16 protein-coding genes are annotated in these 21,306 nt (G+C 41.3%); 14 read left to right on the top strand and 2 right to left on the bottom strand.

From position 1 onward, the window contains the following. The first annotated feature begins 201 nt into the window (after positions 1-201). The 5 genes from HMPREF2697_RS02450 (at position 202) to HMPREF2697_RS02425 (ending at position 9,595) form a co-directional block, all read left to right on the top strand. Positions 202-2,187, top strand: a complete 1,986-nt coding sequence (locus HMPREF2697_RS02450) for a KxYKxGKxW signal peptide domain-containing protein (RefSeq protein ID WP_070849510.1) — start codon at positions 202-204, stop codon at positions 2,185-2,187. Between the two features lie 861 nt (positions 2,188-3,048). Further along, complete coding sequence (locus tag HMPREF2697_RS02440) at positions 3,049-7,788, top strand: glycoside hydrolase family 70 protein (protein ID WP_070849508.1); 4,740 nt, start codon at positions 3,049-3,051, stop codon at positions 7,786-7,788. Between the two features lie 248 nt (positions 7,789-8,036). After that, positions 8,037-8,756: a YhfC family glutamic-type intramembrane protease gene (locus tag HMPREF2697_RS02435; protein WP_231910687.1), complete on the top strand. Its 720-nt coding sequence runs from the start codon at positions 8,037-8,039 to the stop codon at positions 8,754-8,756. After that, positions 8,743-9,018: an autorepressor SdpR family transcription factor gene (locus tag HMPREF2697_RS02430; protein WP_002891308.1), complete on the top strand. Its 276-nt coding sequence runs from the start codon at positions 8,743-8,745 to the stop codon at positions 9,016-9,018. Before HMPREF2697_RS02435 ends, HMPREF2697_RS02430 begins: the two co-directional genes overlap by 14 nt. Then, positions 9,008-9,595 carry a DUF1648 domain-containing protein gene (locus HMPREF2697_RS02425; protein ID WP_014634749.1) on the top strand — a complete coding sequence of 196 codons (588 nt, stop codon included), beginning with the start codon at positions 9,008-9,010 and terminating at the stop codon, positions 9,593-9,595. Before HMPREF2697_RS02430 ends, HMPREF2697_RS02425 begins: the two co-directional genes overlap by 11 nt. Positions 9,596-9,642: 47 nt before the next feature. On the opposite strand, the gene HMPREF2697_RS02420 is transcribed toward HMPREF2697_RS02425, so the two are convergent. After that, complete coding sequence (locus HMPREF2697_RS02420; RefSeq protein ID WP_014634748.1) at positions 9,643-10,680, bottom strand: S66 family peptidase; 1,038 nt, start codon at positions 10,678-10,680, stop codon at positions 9,643-9,645. A gap of 527 nt (positions 10,681-11,207) precedes the next feature. Between HMPREF2697_RS02420 and HMPREF2697_RS02415 the strand changes: the two genes are divergently transcribed. From HMPREF2697_RS02415 to HMPREF2697_RS02400, 4 genes are all read left to right on the top strand, one after another. Beyond that, positions 11,208-11,537: a bacteriocin immunity family protein gene (locus HMPREF2697_RS02415; protein ID WP_070849506.1), complete on the top strand. Its 330-nt coding sequence runs from the start codon at positions 11,208-11,210 to the stop codon at positions 11,535-11,537. Between the two features lie 247 nt (positions 11,538-11,784). Beyond that, positions 11,785-13,800 (top strand): M13 family metallopeptidase, encoded by a 2,016-nt coding sequence (locus HMPREF2697_RS02410; protein ID WP_070849504.1) that lies wholly within the window; start codon positions 11,785-11,787, stop codon positions 13,798-13,800. Positions 13,801-13,933: 133 nt separating this feature from the next. Then, positions 13,934-14,257, top strand: coding sequence for a hypothetical protein (locus HMPREF2697_RS02405; protein ID WP_079119922.1), 324 nt, complete (start codon positions 13,934-13,936; stop codon positions 14,255-14,257). Between the two features lie 50 nt (positions 14,258-14,307). Beyond that, positions 14,308-15,141, top strand: a complete 834-nt coding sequence (locus tag HMPREF2697_RS02400) for a metallophosphoesterase family protein (protein WP_070849501.1) — start codon at positions 14,308-14,310, stop codon at positions 15,139-15,141. A gap of 102 nt (positions 15,142-15,243) precedes the next feature. On the opposite strand, the gene HMPREF2697_RS02395 is transcribed toward HMPREF2697_RS02400, so the two are convergent. Then, positions 15,244-16,509, bottom strand: coding sequence for a threonine/serine exporter family protein (locus tag HMPREF2697_RS02395; protein WP_037610535.1), 1,266 nt, complete (start codon positions 16,507-16,509; stop codon positions 15,244-15,246). 327 nt (positions 16,510-16,836) lie between these two features. On the opposite strand from HMPREF2697_RS02395, the gene dhaK reads away from it, so the two are divergent. From dhaK to HMPREF2697_RS02370, 5 genes are all read left to right on the top strand, one after another. Continuing rightward, entirely contained in the window at positions 16,837-17,826 is a 990-nt protein-coding gene (dhaK, locus tag HMPREF2697_RS02390; RefSeq protein ID WP_070849499.1) for a dihydroxyacetone kinase subunit DhaK, read from the top strand. 31 nt (positions 17,827-17,857) lie between these two features. Further along, a complete protein-coding gene (gene dhaL, locus HMPREF2697_RS02385; RefSeq protein ID WP_070849497.1) occupies positions 17,858-18,433 on the top strand; it encodes a dihydroxyacetone kinase subunit DhaL in 576 nt (191 codons plus the stop codon). Between the two features lie 3 nt (positions 18,434-18,436). Then, on the top strand, positions 18,437-18,811 hold the full coding sequence (gene dhaM / locus HMPREF2697_RS02380; RefSeq protein ID WP_021143900.1) for a dihydroxyacetone kinase phosphoryl donor subunit DhaM: 375 nt from the start codon (positions 18,437-18,439) through the stop codon (positions 18,809-18,811). A 14-nt stretch (positions 18,812-18,825) separates the two neighbouring features. Then, on the top strand, positions 18,826-19,809 hold the full coding sequence (locus HMPREF2697_RS02375) for a Gfo/Idh/MocA family protein (protein ID WP_070849495.1): 984 nt from the start codon (positions 18,826-18,828) through the stop codon (positions 19,807-19,809). Positions 19,810-19,961: 152 nt separating this feature from the next. Continuing rightward, entirely contained in the window at positions 19,962-21,053 is a 1,092-nt protein-coding gene (locus tag HMPREF2697_RS02370; protein ID WP_004182244.1) for a glycerol dehydrogenase, read from the top strand. The last annotated feature ends 253 nt before the right edge of the window (positions 21,054-21,306 follow it).

Raw genomic sequence — 21,306 nt, 5'->3', positions numbered from 1 at the left:
TAAGAAAATCCGAACGTTTTTTTGGTAACGTTTTCTAACATATAAATGCTATAGGCATATATCTTAGGCTTGTTTCTTCAAATGGATTATGGGTAGAAGGTTAGTCTTATGAGACTAGGGTTATGCATCTGTAATTGTATTCGCTTCCAAAATCCCTTAACATAGTATAGAGAAATAAAGTTATATTGAAAGGTGTATGTTATGGAAAAGAAAGTTGGATTTAAGTTGCACAAGGTCAAGAAAAACTGGGTGACTATTGGAGTTAGTACGCTGTCGATGGTTGCACTTGCGGGTGGAGCACTTTTAGCGGACCAATCGGCACAAGCAGACGAAGTGTCACTTCCTAATGGAGATGGTTTTGAACAAACAGATGCAGGCATTGAGTCAAGTGCTTCATTGATTAATGAAAGTTATTCGCCAACCTTGACAGAAGATGCCGGCCATTTGTCAGCAGTATCATCTAACTATGGCAGTCAAACAAGCTCAAGCTACGAGTCTTCATCATCTGCCTCAACAGGAGGCTCATCACAGACTGTGGTAGGTGGTGGAGCTGGTCAAGTGAGCTCGTCACAATCTTCTCAAGTAGTAGGAACACAAAACTCTAATTCATCACAAACGGGTTCTGCTTACCAATCAAGTAGCAGCTCAGCATCAGTAAGTGCTAGTGCGTCAAGTTCGTCAAGCTCATCAAGTTCAGCTTGGTATTCTTACTCGTCGTCATCATCTTGGTCATCATCATCGTCAGCTAGCGGTTTTGCGACAATTACGACAAGTTCGTCTGACTCAAACGGCATTCATTGGAATGGTGGTCGAAACACGACGATTACCATCACGGCTTCAGGAACAACTCCGAATGTGACTATCATTTCGAACTCTAATAAACTTTTCCCAAATGTGACAGTAGGTCAATCAAACGGTTCAAATACTAATGTCACTATCATTTCACAAGGAAATCAACAAAATAACTCAGGTTACCAAATCATCTCAGGCGAGACTAAACCAAGTGTTGATTCGAACAATGCCAAGTCATCATTTGTACGTGTAGGCGAAAATCAATGGTATTATTACGATCAATATGGTCAAAAGGTCAAAGGCGAAAAGGTTATCGATGGAAAGGCTTATTACTTCCTTGAAAATGGTCTCCAAGCTCGTGACTCACTTGTTAAAGGTAGCGATGGCTACACTTATTACTACGATAAGAATGGTGTGAAAGCTATCAACGGTTTCTACGATTTTGCAGGTTATCGTAAGGATGTCCGCTATTTCGACTGTTATGGTCACATGGCTACTGGTCTCATTGAAATGGGTGGCACAACCTTCTACTTTGATACACAAACAGGTATCCAAGCTAAAGACAAGTTTATTCGCTTCTCAGATGGCCGTATCCGTTACTTCATCCCTGATACTGGTAATATGGCTGTAAATACCTTTGTTCAAAATAAAGAAAACCAAGCTTGGTACTACCTTGATGAACATGGTTACGCTGTGACAGGAAAACGTATCATCAATGGTAAAGAATACTGCTTTGACTCAGAAGGCCGTCAAATCAAAGGTCAGATGATGCAACAAGGCAACAAGCAATACTACATTTCAGCTCAAACAGGTGAAATGGCTGTTTCACGCTTTATCTTTGAAAACAACAACTGGTATTATGCGGATGCTTTTGGTTGCCTCGTTCAAGGTGCAAAAGTGATTGATGGTAAACTCTATTACTTCAATAAAGACCATAGCCAATTAAAAGGTGGCTGGGCTGAAGGACGCTATTATGATGCCGTTACTGGCCAAGCAGTCATCAACCAATTCATTCAAATCGCGGCTAACCAATGGGCTTACCTTAACCAAGATGGTCACAAAGTAACAGGTCTTCAAAACATTAACAATAAAGTTTACTACTTTGGTAGCAACGGTGCTCAAGTCAAAGGTAAATTGCTCACTGTCCAAGGTAAGAAATGCTACTTTGATGCCCACACTGGTGAGCAAGTGGTGAACCGCTTTGTCGAAGCTGGCCGTGGTTGCTGGTATTACTTTAACGCAGCAGGTCAAGCAGTGACTGGAAAACAGGTCATCAATGGCAAACAACTTTACTTCGACGGTTCAGGTCGTCAAGTGAAAGGACGTTATGTCTATGTTGGTGGTAAACGCCTTTTCTGCGATGCCAAAACTGGTGAATTGAGACAGCGTCGCTAATTAAGATGTACTTTAAAAATCTAGAGCGAATTTTTCCTTTTCCTATATAAATTACTATTATTATTTTCCTATCAGAACTCTAGATGATTAAATAGACGAAAAAGCCAGCGTTTGCTGGTTTTTTAGTGAAGATAACGTTTTGCTTTTTGTTTAGGTGATTTTTCACGATTAAATCCTAATAATTTTATCCCTCTCATATTCAAAAGAAGGAGCCATAGACGTGTTATAAAGGGTATTATATTTGTATGTAGAAAATAGAGTTAGGGGTAGTTATGGGGAACTATCTTCGTTAAACTCAAGGTGTAACTGGCTTTTTAGAGGAGGAAAATCATGCTTATCTTGGCTTGGATTATCATTGTCATATTATTCCTTTTCATTTCGAATTATTACTTTTATAAAACAGATTCCAGAACACGAAAAAAAGCATTCCTCTATGCAATTATTGAGACCATAGGTGCCTTTTTTACTAGGTGGTAGTACATGGAAAATAATTAAAAACACCAATTAAGAGTTTTTCGGACTACCAAATATGGAAAGCAGCGCAACCTCCTAACCCATTAACCACACATACTTTCACAGTCATTCGCTAATACCTCCCACAAACCCTTTATTTCATCTTAGGAATGAAGGTTTTTTTATTTAAAAATAAATTAAGATTGTTGGGGTGCAAGGAGTGCTTGGAGGGGCTATAACCTAATGATACCGTTAGTTACCAATTCCTCGTTTAGTCCACCATTCATTTGAGCCTGATTTCTTAGAAAACTAGGGGCTATACATTAAGCTGACATTATAGTTGTGTAATTGTATTCCCTTGTCAAATAGCTTATGATAGAGATAATATAAGGGAAAAAGGTATATAATATGGAACAAAAAGTACGCTTTAAAATGCATAAAGTGAAGAAGAATTGGGTGACAATTGGGGTAACAGCACTCTCAATGGTTACTGTTGCTGGTGGAACCTTGTTGGCGGATCAACAGATTCAGGCCGATGAGCAAAATCCTGCGAATCAGTCGGGTGATAGCAGTCAGGATTTGCTTCAAGAAACACCTGCCACAACTAATGATGCAGCAACTACGGTAGCACCAACTATCGCGGCAGATGCCAATACTGCTAGTGTCAATATCCCTGTCGCAGACGCCACTAGCACGACAACAGCTGTTACAGATAGGGCAGCAGCACCTACCACAAACGCAGCGACAGTTGACACCAACTCAGATCAAGCAGCACCAAGTACAAATGTACAACCAGCTGCAACTGATACGAGTGCTACAACTACAGATACAACTAACAATACTACAACAGCCACTACAGACCGTGCAGCAACAACGGATACGGAAAATACAGAAGCCCATACACGTAGTCGTCGTGCCTTGGTAGAAACTCGTGAAGCCAACACAAACACATCGACTGGTATCCAATGGATTAACGGCAAACAATACTATGTCAATAGTGACGGTAGTGTACGTAAAAACTTCGTTTTTGAGCAAGATGGTAAGTCTTATTACTTTGATGCTGAAACAGGGGCACTTGCGACTAAGTCTCAGGATGAATTTTCAACAGAACCTATCAAGGCAACCGTAGATTTTTCATCTGGAAACCAGCTCTACAAAAACGATGACAAGTCTTTGGACCAACTCGACACCTTCATCACAGCGGATGCTTGGTACCGTCCAAAGAGCATTCTCAAGGATGGTAAGACTTGGACAGCTTCAACTGAAGCGGACAAACGTCCTCTATTGATGGTTTGGTGGCCTGACAAGTCTACTCAGGTCAACTACCTTAACTACATGCAAAATCAAGGTCTTGGAGCAGGGTCATTTTCAACCAACTCTAGCCAGGAAAGTCTAGACCAAGCTGCCAAGATGGTTCAGACTAAGATTGAAGAACGTATCGCTCGTGAGGGCAATACCAACTGGTTGCGTACAAGTATTGACCAGTTCATCAAGACTCAGCCAGGTTGGAATAGTAGCACTGAAAATAGTTCATATGACCACTTGCAAGGTGGACAGTTGCTCTTTAACAACAGTAAGGGTGATACTGGCAACCGTACCAGCCACGCCAACTCTGACTATCGTTTGCTTAACCGCACACCGACTAACCAGACGGGTACACGTAAGTACTTCAAGGACAATTCTATCGGTGGTCTTGAGTTCTTGCTTGCCAACGATATTGATAACTCAAACCCAGCTGTTCAGGCAGAGCAACTTAACTGGCTCCACTTTATGATGAATATTGGAAGCATCATGGCCAATGACCCAACAGCTAACTTTGACGGTTTGCGTGTCGATGCCTTGGACAATGTGGATGCCGACCTTCTCCAAATCGCATCAGACTACTTCAAAGCAGCCTATGGTGTGGACAAGTCTGAAGCCAATGCCATCAAACACTTGTCATATTTGGAAGCTTGGTCTGCCAACGACCCATACTACAACAAGGACACTAAGGGAGCACAACTTCCGATTGATAATGCCCTTCGTAACGCTCTTACCAACCTCTTGATGCGTGATAAAAATACACGTATGCAGCTTGGGGACATGACTGCCTTCATCAATAGTAGTTTGAATCCACGTGGTGCCAACGATAAAAACGGTGAACGTATGGCTAACTATATTTTCACTCGTGCCCATGATACAGAAGCTCAAACGATTATTCAACGTATCATCCGTGATCGTATTAACCCAAATTTATTTGGTTACAATTTCACTCGTGATGAAATCAAGAAAGCCTTCGAGATTTACAATGAGGATATTGATAAGGCTCACAAGACTTATGCGTCATACAACTTACCATCTGTCTATGCCCTCATGTTGACCAACAAGGACTCTGTAACACGTGTTTATTACGGAGACCTCTATCGTGAAGATGGTCACTACATGGCTAAGAAGACACCGTACTTTGATGCTATCGACACCCTCTTGCGTGCTCGTATCAAGTATGTAGCTGGTGGTCAAGACATGGAAGTTAAGAAAGTCGGAAATGACGGACTCTTGACATCTGTTCGTTATGGTAAAGGTGCCAATAATAGAACTGATTGGGGAACTTCGGAAACCCGTACGCAAGGTATGGGTGTCATCATGACCAATAACTATGATTTCCGATTGGGTAGCAATGAAACCGTAACGATGAACATGGGTAGAGCTCACCGTAATCAGCTTTATCGCCCATTGCTTTTGACGACAAAGGATGGTATAGCAACCTACCTCAACGATTCTGATGTGCCTAAAAACCTTCTTAAACGCACCGACTGGAACGGGAACTTGACTTTCAATGCCAACGATGTTTTTGGTGTGGAAAATGTCCAAGTCTCAGGTTACCTCGGTGTCTGGGTACCAGTCGGAGCTAAGGCTAATCAAGACGCACGTACACAGCCAAGTAACCGTACAAATAGTGACGGTCAAGTTTACAAGTCTTCAGCAGCCCTTGATTCTCAAGTTATGTATGAAGCCTTCTCAAACTTCCAAGCCTTTGCGGACGATCAACCAGAACTTTACATGAACCGTGTCTTGGCTAAGAACACTGACTTGCTCAAAGCTTGGGGAATCACGTCAGTCGGACTTCCACCACAGTACGTTTCAAGTAAGGATGGTACCTTCCTTGACTCAACAATTGATAATGGTTATGCCTTTGATGACCGTTACGATATGGCCTTGAGTCAAAATAATAAATACGGATCACTTGAGGACCTCCTTAACGTCCTTCGTGCCCTCCACAAAGACGGTATTCAAGCCATTGCTGACTGGGTGCCAGACCAAATCTATAACCTCCCAGGAAAAGAAGTGGTAAATGCGACACGTGTTAACGGTTATGGTAACCACCAAATAGGCTACCAAATCATTGACCAAGCCTATGTGGCTAATACCCGTACAGATGGTACAGACTATCAAGGTAAATACGGTGGTGCTTTCCTTGATGAGCTTAAAGCTAAGTACCCATCTATTTTCAACCGAGTGCAAATCTCAAATGGTAAGCAGTTGCCTACGAATGAAAAGATTACCAAGTGGTCTGCTAAGTACTTCAACGGAACTAACATCCTTGGACGAGGCATCAACTATGTCCTTCGTGATGATAAGACCAACCAGTACTTTAATACTTCAGCCAACGGCCAACTCTTGCCAACACCACTTCGTGATACTGGTGCCATCACAAGCACTCAAGTCTTCCAACGTCGTGGACAAGATGTTTACTTCCTACGTGATAACCAAACCGTTAAGAATGAATTTGTTCAAGATGGTAACGGTAACTGGTATTACTTCGGTGGTGACGGTAAGATGACCAAGGGTGCACAAAACATCAATAACAAGGATTACTATTTCTTTGACAATGGTATCCAATTGCGTAACGCCCTTCGTCGTGCTAGCAACGGTTATACCTACTATTACGGTCTAGACGGTGTCATGGTTAAGAATGCCTTCGTTGATTTTGATGACAAACATAAGCAGGTTCGTGCCTTTACGACTCAAGGAACAATGGTAGTAGGTAACCTTCATTGGAGTGGCCACCATTTCTACTTTGACCGTGAAACGGGTATCCAGGCTAAGGATCGCGTTGTTCGTACCGATGATGGCAAATTGCATTACTATGTTGCTGAAACTGGCGACATGGGACGTAACGTTTTTGCGACAGACAGCAGCACAGGTAAACGTTATTACTTTGACGCTGACGGTAACACTGTGACTGGTTCACGTGTCATTGACGGTAAGACTTATTACTTTAACCAAGATGGTAGTGTCGGTACGGCCTACAGCAATCGTGCAGATTCTATTATCTTTGAAAATGGTAAGGCTCGCTACATCACACCAGCAGGGGAAATCGGACGTAGCATCTTTGTCTATAACCCAGCAACTAAGGCTTGGAACTACTTTGATAAAGAAGGTAACCGTGTCACAGGACGTCAATACATTGATGGTCACCTCTATTACTTCAAGGAAGATGGTAGCCAAGCTAAGGGTGAAATTATCGAGGAAAACGGCATCAAGTATTACTATGAGCCAGATTCAGGTATTCTTGCTAGCGGACGCTACCTCCAAGTAGGTGATGACCAGTGGATGTACTTTAAACAAGACGGTTCACTGGCTATCGGCCAAGTTCGTGCTGATCATGGATACCTTAAGTACTTTGATGAAAATGGTATCCAAGTCAAGGGGAAAACTGTTGTCGAAGATGGTAAGACTTATTACTATGATGCTCACAGTGGAGCTCTTGTAACAAGTAGCTTTGCTGAAATTGCACCAAACCAATGGTCTTATTTCAATACTGAAGGTCAAGCTCTTAAAGGCAAGTGGACTATCAATGGCAAGGAATACTACTTTGACCAAAATGGTATCCAATACAAAGGCAAGGCCATTAAGGTCGGTAGTCGTTACAAGTACTATGACGAAAACGACGGTCAACCTGTAACTAATCGCTTTGCTCAAATCGAGCCTAACGTCTGGGCATACTTCGGAGCAGATTGCTATGCCGTAACAGGCGAACAAGTCATCAATGGCCAACACCTTTACTTTGATGAAAATGGTCGCCAAGTTAAGGGTGCCTACGTTACAGTCAACGGCCAACGCCGTTACTACGATGCTAACACTGGCGAATATGTCCCAGGAAGATAAGCAGTAGTAGCTCATGTGACTGACCAGAGAACACACAGCCGAGAATGAGGGAAAATTCTCAAGAAGAAAGATCGTGAAAACGGTCTTTTTTTGTATTCCTATTTCGATTTTTTTCGAAATAGCCTTGACAGTGCTTTCAGAAAAGCGTAGAATCTATTTCGAAAAGTATAGAAATAGGTATTCTGACCTAAGTCGTATTGATGCTCCGTTTCAATGAAAGGATAAATCAAATGGAAACATTCCTTTTTATGGCAATTCTTACCATGTTGGTTATCGCCGTCATTAGTTTTATCGTTCTGAAGAAAAGATGGCAATTTTCAATCAAGCTCTTTTTAGTCGGTCTGATTGGTTTTGCCTTACCTGTCATGATGATTGAAGGACCTATCAATGCCCTAGTTCTTTCAAGCTTTGGTCACTCTTCTAAATGGTTCACCATTATTTATGGAGGGCTTATGGCTGGCCTTGTTGAAGAAACAACTCGCTATTTGGTTTTTAAGGTACTTGCAAAGAAAAGAAGTTTGATGACGTCTGATATTGTAGCCTACGGTTTTGGACATGGTCTTAGTGAATTTATCTTCCTTGGAGTGATGGGCTTACTCACTAACATCATTGTTTTGCAGGCCATCCATTCAGGTCAGGCCAGTCAGTTACCTTCAACTCTTGTTAGTCAGGTAAACCAATTAACGGGCTTTGCTGTGGTTATGTCTCTCTTTGAAAGACTAGTTGCCTTGGTGTTACAAGTCTTGCTTACAGCTTGGGATTTTCTAGCAGTCACTAAGCATAGGCTTTCATTCTATTTCTGGGCGATTATACTCCATGCTGCCATTGATTTTTTGGCAGGTGCTTATCAGCTAGGGATAGTCAGCAATCTCTTACTAATCGAACTTATTTTAGCTATTTATGTGTTAGGTATTGGACTTCTGACACGTCGGATTTGGAGAAAGGAGGAAACTCATGGGCTTATCTGAAACCTTAAAAGCCATCTCTGCCCCTGTGAGGAGAGAAATTTTAGACTATCTAAAGTCTGGACCAAAGTCCGCTGGTGAAATCAGCCAGCAGTTTGACTTGGCTCCCGCAACAGTTTCCCATCATTTGTCTACCTTGAGAAAAGCGGGACTTATTGAAGAAGAAAAACAGAAGAATTTTATCTACTATAGTTTGAACTTGACCGTTTTTGAAGAAATTTTAACTTGGATTCAATCACTTGGAGGAAAAGAAGATGAAAAATAATATGCAAAGAGTCATTGGTAATATAATGATACTTACACCGGTTATTATCGGACTAGTCTTTTACAAACAACTACCAAATCAGATTGCAATCCACTTTAATGTGGAAGAGCAAGCCAATGGTTTTATGAATCGCAATTTAGCAATTGTTGCACTTCCTTTTCTTGCGTTAATCATATATAATCTCTGTTTTTCATTCTTTAAACAAATAACGATCCCATTCTTAAAAGAGTTTATGCTATGGTTGGTCCCAATTTCTGCTGTGCTTATCCAAGGTCTTATATTGACTGTTGCCTTAGGAGGTCATGTTCAAGTTCGCTTAACTGTGATTTGGTTAGTGGCACTTATTTTTCTAGTGATTGGAAATTATCTTCCTAAAAGCATTGGCTTGGCTACAAAAAATCATAACCAGAGAAGTAAATCAGTGGTGAGAAAGTTGGGATACCTAATGATTGGAATAAGTCTTGCCTTGCTAATAAGTCTCTGCTTTAATTCCTATACTACAATTATGGTTTTGGGCATTTTTATAGTTCTTATTTTGAGTATCTTGTTACCCAATTTTCGCTGTTTAAGAAAATAAAGAGAAGTAATCATCTGATTACTTCAATCTGAGCTGAGAAATTCATCTCAGCTTTCTTTATGATAGTCAAAGCGAATGACTTGCTCTGTTGCATCTACATACGCGTGAACTCCAAAGGGAACAATCGCTCTTGGTGTGGCATGTCCGACATTCAGATTATAGACAATCGGGATATTGCTATCAATGATGTCCATTAAAGCCTCCTTATAGTCGTCATAGAAGGTTTCATCCATAGGTTTCCCGACCAAGAGTCCACTGATGATCTCGAATATACCAGTTTCCTTTAAAGTCCACAACATCTTTTTGAAATCATCAGGTTCAGGCTTTTCTTCACTTGTTTCTAGCAATAGAATCTTTCCTTCCCAGTCGGATAAGTCAGGGAAAAGTTTGTATTTTTGGCAGAGGTCCGTGCTGTCTGCGTGTAGAGAGTTGTCAAAAATATCATAGAGAGATTCGAGGCAACCACCGAGGATTTCCCCTTCGAATTGAGCAGTGCCTTGTAACAAGTCAAAACCTGTATTTTCGTGACTAACACGAGGTGTTCCCAGAGCCTTGGGACTATAATCAGTCCGTTCCTCATACCAAACGTTACTAGGGCGGATTTCTGAGATTCTACCAGTCTCAATTAATTCTTTAAAGTAGTGGCGGCTATATGGCAACATTTCTTTGTCTAACTCACAAATGTCTGCTAAAAAGGATTGCCCGTAAAAAGTCTTGATTCCTAGTTTATGCAACATGAGATGGTTCATGGTTGTATCTGAGAAGCCAAGAAAAATCTTTTGTTTGATAACCTTTTGTAGTTGGTCATTTTCAAAAAGATAAGGCAGCAAGCGATAGGTATCGTCTCCACCGATGGCGCATAGGATCATGTCGATACTATCATCAGAAAAGGCCTGAATCAAATCTTCTGCACGAGCTTCAGGATGTTCTTTGATAAAATCTAAGCCTTTTAGCGAATGAGGTAAAAAGATAGGATTGAGTCCGAGGTCCTTGAGTCGTTGGACCCCCAAGTCCACTTCGTGCTTGACAAAGTCCTCACCGATAACCCCACTAGATAAACTTACAATACCAATAGTAGAAGCCATATATTAACCTCCTAGAAAAAATTGATGCTATTGTATCACAAAAGATGAGGGGAAACAACAAGAATTAGAGCCACAAGAAGGCTTTTAGATCAAGAAAGTAGTAAAAAAGCAACTACTCGATATGGTTGCTTCAGAATATGGATAAGCTCTATCAACAATAGAAAATAGCCCTTTAGAAGTTGATTGCCACATAGTTAAAATTCTTAGGAATGCTGATGTAATGGAATTTATAAGAGTTTTTCACTTTATACTCTAAAAGAAACAGATTGAAGAAAGTTGCCTAAAATGGACTTTTTCTTCAATCTGAGAAGTAATCGTTTGATTACTTCTTTTTATCTGTTTGTGCTAAATTTGGACCATTTGTGGCAGAAGGATATTTTTGTTCTTGAATTTGATATGCTAGATGTGTATAATGATGTCACATCGAACTATTAAAAGAGGTCGTTGCTCATGACAACACAAACAATTAACCAATTTAATTCACTTGCTCGACCTAATCTTGCTACAGGTTATAGGAGGTAATCTAGATGACAAAAAGTAACAACAACCAAATTACGGATATCTTAAACAATATCTATAATCTTATTATAAATCCAGAAACAACTGAAAATGAGAGAGAGTTGCTCGTAACGTTTAAAAATGAAATAGAAGTTGGGAAGAAGGATAATGACGAACTTCTTGCAGAATTAAGGAGAGCTATTCAAGTTCTAGCAGTCCGCAATCTTTCTAAAGGGAAATCACTGAGTTCTGGAGTGAGTGACTTGAGTAAGACTCTCACAGAATTCCAAGAAAAATCAGAGCGTAACATTAATCTAGCAAGAGGATTAACATCACTCGGCAGTTTGTCTTTTAAATGATTTATCTGCTTGTGATGATTAGTAAAATGACCAAAAAGATCAACTGAATTCAACCTGCTAAGTTGGATTTAGTTGATCTTTTATTGTTCTTATCTTGAGTGTCATGATACCTAATTTTAGCCATTTAAGAAAATAAAGAGAAGTAATCGTCTGATTACTTCTTTTTGTCTCCCAAAAACAGCTTGCTAAAATTTGTGTTCTAATGATATAATACAAGTATATTAATCTAATTTTCTAAGGAGTATCTATGAAAAAGCGTAAGAAAATTATTCTTGGTTCCATAACGGGAGCCTTGGCCTTGGCTCTTGCAGGAGGTGGTTTTTGGGCTTATAAAACCTTTGTCCCACAAGAGACACCGATTGACAAGAATGCTACGGTAGCCTCAAATTTTTACCAAGCTGTTAACAAGGACTGGCTCCTGAAAACCAAAATTCCTGCTGATTCTCCAAGCATTGATAATTTTTATACTTTAGATGAAGATATCAAAGGAAAACTAAAGAAGGATATCAAAAATTTAGGGGAGGGCAAGGAAACGTCAGATATTACAGGGATGTCTGAGTTTATTACATTCTACAAGGCTGCTAGTGATTACAAGCAACGTGAGAAAGATGGCCTTGAACCTCTCAAACCTTATCTAAAAGAAATTGAGGATATCAAAGATCTTAATGATTTGGCCAGTAAATCTGCTAGCTTGACTGATAAAGGGATTCCTCTTCCATTTGGTTATGACGTAGGAACTAACGCAGAGAATACTAGCCAAAAACAAATCCAATTGAGTCCCCCAAGTATCTTATTGCCAGATGTGTCTATTTATAAAGACGAGGCCAGCAAGAAACAATATTTAACTCCAATTGAAACAGCCACGCAAAAAGCCTTGGAAATGCTTGGATATAGCGAAAAAAATAGTAAACGCATTGTCAAAGAAGCACTGGAGTTCGACGAAATCATTGCTAAGTACAGTCTCAGTAACGAAGAGATGTCTGAAAGTAAGAATTTGGTTCACCCTAAAACAGCAGAAGAGATTAATGCCTACTCTGGTTCCTTCAAATTATATGATGTCATTAAAGGCATTATGGGACGTGATTTAGAAACCATCAATGTCCCTAATACCAAGTATTTTGAGAATTATAGTAAGATCGTCAATCAGGACAATTTTTCTAAAATCAAATCATGGATCTTGGTGCAAGAAGCTATGGCAGCCTCAAATTCTCTGACAGAAGATTACCGCTTGAATTTTGCATCGATTAGCATGGCTATTATGGGTACACAGAAGCCAGTTTCTAAGGAAGATACGGTTTACGAGATGAGTGTCCATCTGTTTAGTGATGTCATGAGTGTCTATTATGGACGTAAATACTTTGGTGAGGAAGCAAAGACTGATGTGACAGGCATGATTGATAAAATCAAAAATGTCTATCGTGGCCGTCTCCAAAAGAATAATTGGTTGACGGAAGGCACACGCAACAAGGCTATCGAAAAGTTGGATAAAATGAAGGTTTTCGTAGGTTATCAGGAAGATGTCAATCCTGGTACTAAGGAACTACATCTTGACCCTAACAAGTCCTTCTTTGAACTGTCAGAAGATATTGCCCAGTTCGGAAAACGTTATACCATTGATCATTTTGATGATCCTATTGATAAGAATAAATGGTCAGGTTCTGCTTTTGATATCAATGCTTATTACAACCCAGAAAGCAATAGCATCAACTTCCCAGCTGGCATTTTGCAAGCGCCGTTTTATGACAAAAATCAAAGTACTGAAAAGAACTATGGTGGTATCGGTGTCGTGATTGGACATGAAATTACCCATGCCTTTGACTCCAATGGTGCCGACTATGATGAGAACGGCGACATGCATAACTGGTGGACAAAAGCAGATACTAAAGCTTTCGATAAGAGGATCAAAGCCTTTGAAGACCAGTGGAATGGGTTGGAAATTTACGGGACTAAGGTAAATGGAAAACTCACAGTCACTGAGAATGTCGCAGATGCTGGTGGTCTCTCATCCACACTACAAGTTCTCAAAACAGATATGACAAAACCTAACCTCAAGGATTACTTTGAGAACTACGCAGATATCTGGAAACAAAAGGCCAGCCTACAGTACAATAAATATACCATGGTACAAGACGTCCACGCACCAAATGAGTTACGTGTTAACCAACAACTTAAAAACCTTCCTGAGTTTTATGAGGCCTACCCTCAAATCAAAGAAGCAGACGACATGTACTTAGCACCAAGCAAACGCATTAGTTTGTGGTAAAAAGTCTTGCTACTTTGCTAATCAAGAATAAGAGAATTTGGAATGGAAACATCCCAGATTCTCTTTTTATGTTGTCGCTTTGGAGAATCATTTTCTAGTGTTATAATGGTGCTATTAAGGAAAGGATTCAAGAATGATGCATAAAAGGAATCTGATAGAAGATAATAAAAGAGGTGAGAATCAGAGCTTTCTCTACTTCCTACACGAGGAGAAAAAATTTGACGTAAAAGCACTTGATGATTTGTGTCACTACATCATAGAACTGGATACAATCAGCCTAGAGCAGTTGAGAGATATTCATTATATTGAAAATCAAATACTACGCCATCTCGTGTATCATTTTGATGAAAATGATTTAAGTAAAATCTCAAATCTCCCTTTTGACTATTGGGAGTATATAGAGCCCTTTGAACGCTTGGTGGCATGTTTGTATGAGGGTGAAGGTAAGGAAGAATAGTTGATGTTGTATTAGTTTTAACTTAATAGACCATCAGTGAAGGAGTATAGATGAAACATCGTATTGCAATTTTGTCAGATATTCATGGAAATACAACAGCTCTTGAGGCAGTTATTAAGGATGCTCAAGAGTTGGGTGCGACAGAGTATTGGTTAATGGGGGATATTTTGTTACCTGGACCAGGTAGAAATGAACTCTTTGAACTTCTGTCTTCTATTCCTCTAACAGCCACTGTTAGAGGAAATTGGGATGATTGCGTTTTGGAGGCTTTGGATGGGGAGTATGGTCTGGAGGACCCTCAAGAAATTCAGCTCTTGCGACTTACCCAGTACTTGATGGAAGAACTGGATACTGAATATGTTGATTGGATACGTTCTCTACCTCTGGTTGTGAAAAAGGAAGTCAATGGGATTCGTTTTTCTCTGACGCATCACTTACCGGAGAAAAACTACGGAGGTGAGTTACGACCAGCTAACGATACCAGTCATTTTGATCAGTTGCTAGATGATCAAACAGATATGGCGATTTACGGTCATGTGCATAAGCAATTGCTTCGCTATGGTAGTAAGGGGCAACAGATCCTTAATCCTGGTACGATTGGGATGCCCTATTTTGACTGGTCACCCCTGCAAAATCATAGGGCCCAGTATGCCTTAGTCGATGTAGAAGAAAATGGTCTTACTAATCTCCAATTTCGGAAGATTGCCTATAATTATGAGGCAGAGTTGCAGTTAGCCAAAGACAAACAGTTGCCCTATATCGAGCTTTATCAAGAGTTACGAAGAAATGACACTTATCCAGGTCATAACAAAGACTTAATTGAGCGTTTAAACCAGCAGTATGGCTATGCTAAAGATGTTAAGGAATATTTTGATTTGAAGTAGATTTTGCGAGGTAGCTTTTTTAGGGCTACCTTTTTTGGTGTCAATTACTAATCGAAACACCAAAAAAGCCACTGGCATACAAAACCACTGGCTTTTAACAATTTATTTCTTCTTCCCTAGTACAAAATAACGGCTAGGGATTTGTTGTGTCAAACTGACGGCGATGGCGATGGTAAATGAGGCCAGGAAACAAGCTCGTAGGAAGCTGAGACCTAGGTCTGAATTTCCAATCAAGAGGAAGTAGACCGCACGGTAGAAGCTCATCCCTGGGATGAGTGGGAACATGCTTGAGGCTAGGAAGACTGTAGCTGGACATCTACGGTAGTGGGCCAAAAAGCGTGAGGTGAATGTGACCAGAAGGGCTGGAAAGAGGATGGCAAGGACTTCGTGATGGGTATTGTTCCAAATCAAGAGGTAGAGGAGCCATGAGCCTGCACCTAGGGTTCCGAGGTCTAAGAAGTATTTCTTGGGTACTCGGTAAAGCACAGAGAAGGCTGCTGTCCCCAGCCCTGCCATGAAGGTCTGAATCAAGACCTCTTGCCATGAGGTAGATGGTGTTGAGAACATGCCTGATAATTGTTCCGCAAAGGGGAGAAGTGAAATCATGGCGAGAACACCGACAGAGATAGACAGACAGGTGGAGACCCCCGACAGCATCAGGGCAAGACCACTATAGTAGTTGTTCTGAGTGAATTCTCGTATGGCATTAACAAAGTAGGCCCCAGGAATCAAGATCATCAAGGTTCCCAGAATAATCACGCTACGATGCTGGCCGATTCCTAGATAGTAGAGAACATTGGCTGATAAAGCAGCAATGGCACTAGAGAGGATAATTTGCAAGAAACTGGTATGAATAAAACGTGAAAAGAGCTGCATACCAATCCCTACAAAAAGTCCAGATATAGCCGCAGCAGTTCCATCAATCCAGCTACTTCCCAGAGCTAGTGAAAAGCTCCCTGCACCAATAACACAGGCTATAATGTCCTCTAAAGGACGATAGAAAGTCTTCTGCTCTATGGTTTTCAGCTTTTGGAAAATACTAGCCACAGGCTGATTTGGCTGCTCTGCCAGTTCACGAGACAGGCGGTTAACTTCCTCGAGCTTGCCCAGATGGATAGAAGGAGCTGAGGTAGCTAGGACACGAGACTCCTTAAGACCTGAGCGGTTGAGTCCGGAAATCATGACCCCTCGATTGACCACGTAAGTGGAAAAGTCTCTGATGCCAAGAGACTTGGCCATGTGTCCCATAGTGTCTTCAATACGGTAAATCTCAGCACCGCTCTCCATAAGGACACGGCCAGCCTGAAGGACGGCATCCATTTCGTTTTTAGTTTCTATTTCTGTCTCTCTTGGAAAATCGATGGTCATTTGAACCTCCTTATCGCTTAATTCGTCATTCCATTATAAGGTTTGAATGGTGGTTTTTCAATAGCTTTGGCGACTAAAATAGGACTTTCTATGAGATTTTTCTTCTACTTTAATGATAGAGGTCAGGAAAATGGAGGTCTTGCCTTTTGCCTTGCTATTGATAGAGGCAAATGCTACAATAAAATTATAAAATGTATGCGTTTACATATTTTTACGCTATCTTTCTCAAAAAGCCTTGAAGTCCTTTATTTATAGGGAAAAGAGCAATCACAGAAGGAAGCCAATGTAAGTGCAAATAGTTGATACCTTTGAAAAGGAGGCAATTCCATGAAAAAAATTATCAATAAACCTGAAAATGTAGTGACAGAGATGCTAGATGGCTTGGCTTATATTCACAGTGATTTGGTACATCGTGTTGAGGGGGTTGACATCATCGCAAGAAATGAGCAGGCTGCTGGTCAGGTTGGTCTCATTTCTGGTGGCGGGAGTGGTCACGAGCCAGCTCATGCTGGTTTTGTAGGTGATGGTATGCTTTCGGCAGCCATTGCAGGGGCTGTCTTCACGTCACCAACGCCAGATCAGATTTTGGAAGCTATCAAGGCAGCGGACCAAGGGGCTGGTGTCTTCATGGTCGTTAAAAATTACTCTGGTGACATCATGAATTTCGAGATGGCTCAAGAATTGGCTGAAATGGAAGGCATCGAGGTTGCTAGTGTTGTTGTAGACGACGACATTGCTGTGGAAAATAGCCTCTATACACAAGGTCGTCGTGGGGTTGCTGGTACCATTTTCGTTCACAAAATCCTAGGTCATGCGGCTCGTGAAGGCAAGTCTCTGGCTGAAATCAAAGACTTGGCTGACAAGATCGTTCCTAACATCCACACCATTGGTTTGGCCCTTAGCGGTGCAACGGTTCCTGAGGTTGGTAAGCCTGGTTTTGTCCTAGCTGAGGATGAAATCGAGTACGGTATTGGTATCCATGGTGAACCAGGTTATCGTAAGGAGTCTATGCAGCCATCTCGCCAGTTAGCTGAAGAATTGACAGGGAAACTCCTTGAAGCCTTTGAGGCTAAGGCAGGTGAACGCTATGCCCTTCTCATCAATGGTATGGGTGCGACACCTCTCATGGAGCAGTATATCTTTGCTAACGATGTAGCAAGCATTCTTGGAGATGCGGGCTTAGATGTGGTTTATAGAAAATTAGGTAACTACATGACATCGATTGATATGGCAGGTCTTTCATTGACGCTCATGAAGATTGAAGATGACGCTTGGCTTGAGGCTCTGGAGAGTCCTGTTAAGACCATTGCTTGGTAGTCTGACATGAAAACTAGAAATTAGGTATATTATGGATAAAACAGTTGCAGTAAAATGGATGCAATGCTTTGATCAAAAGGTTGAAGCAGAAAAAGACCACTTATCTGAATTAGACGGTCCTATTGGAGATGGTGATCATGGTGCTAACTTGGCACGTGGTATGGCAGTAGCCATCGAGGCTATTAACAGCACTGAACCACAAAGTGCAGCAGAAGTGTTCAAGGCGGTGTCTATGGCCTTGATTAGTAAGGTTGGCGGTGCCTCAGGTCCGCTTTATGGGTCTGCCTTTATGGGCATGATGAAAGCTGAACAAGCTGGACAGGATTTGGCAGGAGTGCTTGAGGCAGGTCTCGAGATGATTAAAAAACGAGGCCATGCACAAGTTGGTGAAAAGACCATGGTGGATGTTTGGCATCCAGTTGTTGAAGCTGTCAAACAAGGTCAATTAACTAATGACCTTATTGATCAAGCTGTTCTTTCAACCAAGGAAGTTGTGGCTACCAAGGGGCGTGCCTCTTATGTAGGTGAGCGTTCTATTGGTCACATTGATCCAGGCTCTTATTCGTCTGGTCTACTCTTCAAAGCCTTGCTAGAAGCGGAGGGCTAGGATATGCCAGAACTTGGAATTGTGATTGTATCCCACTCTGCGGACATTGCTAAAGGTTTGGTGAGTCTGATTCGTGAGGTCGCTCCAGATATCCCTTTGACGGCTACAGGTGGTCTGGAAGATGGTGGCTTGGGATCTAGTTTTGACCATGTGCAAGTGGCTGTGGACAGTCAGCCAGCCAACCGACTCTTGGCTTTTTACGACTTGGGCAGTGCACGTATGAATTTGGAAATGCTTGAGGAATTTTCAGACAAGGAAATCCTTATTCAACAGGTACCTCTCATAGAGGGGGCCTATGCGGCTGCAGCCTTGCTTCAGGCAGGAGCGAGTGAGGTTGAAATCTTATCTCAGATTAATGAATTGACTATTCAAAAATAGAATAAAGGAAAACTATGACAAATCAAATTAAGTACAACTGGGCTAGTCTTGGAACTGGCGTTATTGCTAACGAATTGGCACAAGCCTTGGGAGCTCTTGGCGGGAAACTCTATTCCGTTGCCAATCGTACCTACGATAAGGGTGTAGCCTTCGCTGAGAAATATGGCATTGAAAAGGTTTATGAAGAGATTGACCAAGTCTTTGAAGATCCTGAAGTGGATATTATCTACATCTCAACGCCTCACAATACGCATATTAATTACCTTCGCAAGGCCCTCGCAGCTGGCAAGCATGTCCTCTGTGAAAAATCCATCACTCTAAACAGTGAGGAATTGGCAGAAGCTATTCAACTCGCCGAAGAAAATCATGTGAAACTGGCAGAAGCCATGACCATTTTCCATATGCCTATCTATCGAAAACTCTCTGAAATCGTGGAAAGTGGTAAGCTAGGACCTCTCAAGGTCATCCAGATGAACTTCGGTTCTTATAAAGAATATGACATGACCAACCGCTTTTTCAATCGTAATCTGGCTGGTGGAGCTTTACTTGATATCGGTGTCTATGCCCTTTCCTTTGTACGTTGGTTTATGACGTCGCAACCGACAGAGATGGTCTCACAGGTCAAGCTAGCTCCGACTGGTGTTGATGAACAAGCGGGTATTCTCCTTACCAATGCAGAAGGGGAAATGGCGACGGTGACGCTAAGTCTTCACGCCAAACAGCCTAAACGTGGCACCATCGCTTATGACAAGGGCTATATCGAACTTTATGAATACCCACGTGGGCAAAAGGCGGTCATCACCTATACGGAAGATGGCTCACAAGAAGTCATTGAGGCCGGAGAAACCGCTAAAGCCCTCCAGTATGAGGTCCTCGATATGGAAGCAGCTGTTGCAGGCGAGGATGATCATACCTACCTCAATTACAGCCGAGATGTCATGGATCTCATGACACAACTCCGTAAAGACTGGGGTTTGACCTACCCAGAAGAAGAGTAGGAGTTTTGAAAACAGAGTAAAAAATTAGACTTATGTACTGACTCCAAATAGATATGCTGTCAATTAAAGTGAGTTTTTAGCTCTATATTCCATAGAACTAAGGTCGTTTAATTGATTCTATATAAATACATTTATGTCAAAGGAGAAAGACTATGAGAAATTTTGCAAGTCCGTCGCGTTACATTCAAGGTGAAAACGCCTTATTTGAAAATGCAAAAACCATTTTGGAACTAGGAAGTCATCCTGTACTATTGTGTGATTCAGTAGTTTATGACATTGTGGGTCAACGTTTCGAAGAATACCTCGTTCAAAATGGACTTACAGTTGTTCCAGTCTTCTTTAATGGTGAAGCTTCAGATAATGAAATTAATCGTGTGGTAAGCCTGGCCAAAGAAAAGGGCTGTAATTTAGTCATTGGACTAGGTGGCGGTAAGACTATTGATAGTGCTAAAGCCATCGCAGATCTTCTAAAATCACCAGTAGTGATTGCTCCTACCATTGCATCTACAGATGCTCCGGTTTCAGCCTTGTCTGTTATCTATACGGACGAGGGTGCCTTTGAACGCTACATCTTCTATTCTAAGAACCCAGAATTGGTTTTGGTTGATAGTAAGGTTATCTCTCAAGCACCAAAACGTTTGTTAGCATCTGGTATTGCAGATGGCTTAGCAACTTGGGTAGAAGCTCGAGCAGTTATGCAAGCAAATGGTAAAACCATGCTAGGCAAACACCAAACACTTGCTGGTGTTGCCATTGCTGAACGTTGTGAAGAAATCCTTTTTGCGGATGGTCTACAAGCCATGGCTGCCTGTGAAGCAAAAGTGGTAACGCCAGCCCTTGAAAACATCATTGAAGCCAATACCCTTCTCAGTGGTATCGGATTTGAAAGTGGTGGCTTGGCTGCGGCTCACGCCATCCATAATGGTTTCACAGCCCTCACTGGCGATATTCACCATTTGACTCATGGTGAAAAAGTAGCCTACGGAACTCTTGTACAATTGTTCCTAGAAAATCGTCCAAAAGAAGTTTTGGATAAATACATTCGTTTCTATCAACAAATTGGCATGCCAACCACTCTTAAAGAAATGCATCTAGAAAATGCAAGTTACGAAGATCTTCTCAAGGTTGGTCAACAAGCAACAATCGAAGGAGAAACTATTCATCAAATGCCATTTGAAGTGAAGGCTTCTGATATTGCTCAAGCCATCGTTGCTGTAGATGCTTATGTTCATGGATTAGCCTAAGTAAATTTGGTCTTTTGTAGGGGAGGTGCCACTATTCCCGTATAGGAATATTATCCCCCTCTGGCACTTATCCAAACAGGATAGACAAATTCTTATAGGAAAGGGTTCAGTTCTATATCTGATAGGACTGAGCCCTTTTTACTATTTAAAATCCAATAATTTAAAAGTTCCTCAAAGCGGTTTAAGAACTTTTGAAAACATAAAACATTTTCAAGAAATCCTGATTTAACAGTCATTTCACTTGTGTAAGCGT

The organism is Streptococcus sp. HMSC064D12 (genome assembly GCF_001837205.1).
Lineage (GTDB): Bacteria > Bacillota > Bacilli > Lactobacillales > Streptococcaceae > Streptococcus > Streptococcus salivarius_D.
Note: the sequence above shows the minus strand (reverse complement) of the source record. Positions and strands in the feature narration are given on the sequence as shown.

Coding starts and splice junctions, on each gene's coding strand:
- HMPREF2697_RS02450 (WP_070849510.1), top strand. CDS start 202: ATGGAAAAGAAAGTTGGATTTAAGTTGCACAAGGTCAAGAAAAACTGG.
- HMPREF2697_RS02440 (WP_070849508.1), top strand. CDS start 3,049: ATGGAACAAAAAGTACGCTTTAAAATGCATAAAGTGAAGAAGAATTGG.
- HMPREF2697_RS02435 (WP_231910687.1), top strand. CDS start 8,037: ATGGCAATTCTTACCATGTTGGTTATCGCCGTCATTAGTTTTATCGTT.
- HMPREF2697_RS02430 (WP_002891308.1), top strand. CDS start 8,743: ATGGGCTTATCTGAAACCTTAAAAGCCATCTCTGCCCCTGTGAGGAGA.
- HMPREF2697_RS02425 (WP_014634749.1), top strand. CDS start 9,008: ATGAAAAATAATATGCAAAGAGTCATTGGTAATATAATGATACTTACA.
- HMPREF2697_RS02420 (WP_014634748.1), bottom strand. CDS start 10,680: ATGGCTTCTACTATTGGTATTGTAAGTTTATCTAGTGGGGTTATCGGT.
- HMPREF2697_RS02415 (WP_070849506.1), top strand. CDS start 11,208: ATGACAAAAAGTAACAACAACCAAATTACGGATATCTTAAACAATATC.
- HMPREF2697_RS02410 (WP_070849504.1), top strand. CDS start 11,785: ATGAAAAAGCGTAAGAAAATTATTCTTGGTTCCATAACGGGAGCCTTG.
- HMPREF2697_RS02405 (WP_079119922.1), top strand. CDS start 13,934: ATGATGCATAAAAGGAATCTGATAGAAGATAATAAAAGAGGTGAGAAT.
- HMPREF2697_RS02400 (WP_070849501.1), top strand. CDS start 14,308: ATGAAACATCGTATTGCAATTTTGTCAGATATTCATGGAAATACAACA.
- HMPREF2697_RS02395 (WP_037610535.1), bottom strand. CDS start 16,509: ATGACCATCGATTTTCCAAGAGAGACAGAAATAGAAACTAAAAACGAA.
- dhaK (WP_070849499.1), top strand. CDS start 16,837: ATGAAAAAAATTATCAATAAACCTGAAAATGTAGTGACAGAGATGCTA.
- dhaL (WP_070849497.1), top strand. CDS start 17,858: ATGGATAAAACAGTTGCAGTAAAATGGATGCAATGCTTTGATCAAAAG.
- dhaM (WP_021143900.1), top strand. CDS start 18,437: ATGCCAGAACTTGGAATTGTGATTGTATCCCACTCTGCGGACATTGCT.
- HMPREF2697_RS02375 (WP_070849495.1), top strand. CDS start 18,826: ATGACAAATCAAATTAAGTACAACTGGGCTAGTCTTGGAACTGGCGTT.
- HMPREF2697_RS02370 (WP_004182244.1), top strand. CDS start 19,962: ATGAGAAATTTTGCAAGTCCGTCGCGTTACATTCAAGGTGAAAACGCC.